Consider the following 1,500-nt stretch of genomic DNA (forward strand, 5'->3'; position numbering starts at 1 on the left):
GGACGGATCGATGGCGGCCGCGGCGGCCGTGCAGGGCGGGCTCGTGCTGCGCGCCCTGGTGCACTGCGCGAGCCCGGAGCAGCAGGAGCGGTACCTCGAGCCGGTGGCGCGCGGCACGCTGCCGGGCGGGTTCGCGCTCACGGAGCCGCTGCACGGTTCGGACTCGGTGTCCCTCGAGACGTCCGCGCGGCCCGACGGCGCCGGCGGCTGGGTGCTGAACGGCGCCAAGAAGTGGATCGGCAACGGGGCCGCCGGCGGCGTGACCGTGGTGTGGGCGCGCAGCGCCGAGGACGAGAAGGTCCGCGGGTTCATCGTGCGCCAGGAGTCCGAGGGCTACACGGCCGAGGTCATCAAGGGCAAGGTCGCGCTGCGGGCCATCGACCAGGCCCACATCACCCTCGACGGCGTGTTCGTGCCCGACGCCGACGTCCTGCCCGAGGCCCGCTCCTTCAAGGACACCTCCCGCGTCCTCTTCGCCACGCGCGTGGGGGTCGCGTGGTCCGCCCTCGGGAAGGCCGTGGGCTGCTACGAGGCGGCGGTGCACTACGCGGGGCAGCGCGTCCAGTTCGGCCGGCCGCTGGCGGCGGCCCAGAGCGTGCAGACCCGCCTGGCCGAGATGCTCTCCCAGCTCACCCAGGTGCAGCTGCTCGTGCTGCGTGCGACCCGGCTCGAGGACGAGGGGCGGCTCACCGGGCCGATGGCGTCCCTGGCCAAGTACTCGGCGACGCGCGCCGCGCGGTCCATCGCCGCGAACGCGCGCGACCTGCTCGGTGGCAACGGCATCCTCATCCAGAACGAGGTGGCTCGCCACTTCGCGGACATCGAGGCGATCCACACCTACGAGGGCACCGAGACCGTGCAGGGGCTGATCATCGGCCGCGAGATCACGGGGGTCGGCGCGTTCGTGTGAGATGACGCGAGCGGGGGCCGGCGTCGTGAGCCAGAGATTTCTGCTGGTACGCACGCCCCCCTGCCGCCGATTCGTCTGGCTCGGCGACCGTTTCGTCTGGCTCACGCATGCAGAGGGAGCCGCAGGTGGGCGGCGAGGTCGCGCAGCAGGGCGGCGAGGCCGCGCTGAGTGAAGACGCTGGCGGCCACGCGCAGCACGATCCACCCCTCGGCCTGCATCCGGCGGTCACGCTCGATGTCACGGCGCCACTGCTGCGGGTCCGTCCGGTGATGATCGCCCTCGTACTGCACGCAGACGCGGGCCTCCCGCCACACCAGGTCCGGCCGGACGGTGGACCCGTCGCTCAGCATCAGCAGCGGATTCACTTCCGGCTCCGGCACAACACCCGCGTCGGTCAGCGCCAGTCGCAGGAGCGTCTCGGCCCTCGAATCCGCGCCGTCCCTGAGCAGCGGCAGGGCCGCCCGCAGGGTCCGCGTCCCTCGCCTCCCGCGCACCCGCAGCACCTCCGCCTCCAGATCACGCAGGGTGCACCGCGGATGCTCGCCGGGACGACGTCGGCCCGCCGGGCCGTCAGCCCGTTGCAGCAGGCT

At 73.3% G+C, this 1,500-nt stretch carries 1 protein-coding gene and 1 pseudogene; one reads left to right on the forward strand and one right to left on the reverse strand.

Going from position 1 to position 1,500, the window contains the following annotated elements:
* A partial coding sequence (locus AB0N07_RS50890; protein WP_365847789.1) for an acyl-CoA dehydrogenase family protein occupies positions 1-910 on the forward strand: 910 nt, incomplete at its 5' end.
* 101 nt (positions 911-1,011) lie between these two features.
* Here AB0N07_RS50890 and AB0N07_RS50895 read toward each other — a convergent pair.
* Positions 1,012-1,500: pseudogene (locus tag AB0N07_RS50895) on the reverse strand (hypothetical protein); the annotation flags it as partial.

It is taken from the genome of Streptomyces sp. NPDC051172 (assembly GCF_040682555.1).
Lineage (GTDB): Bacteria > Actinomycetota > Actinomycetes > Streptomycetales > Streptomycetaceae > Streptomyces.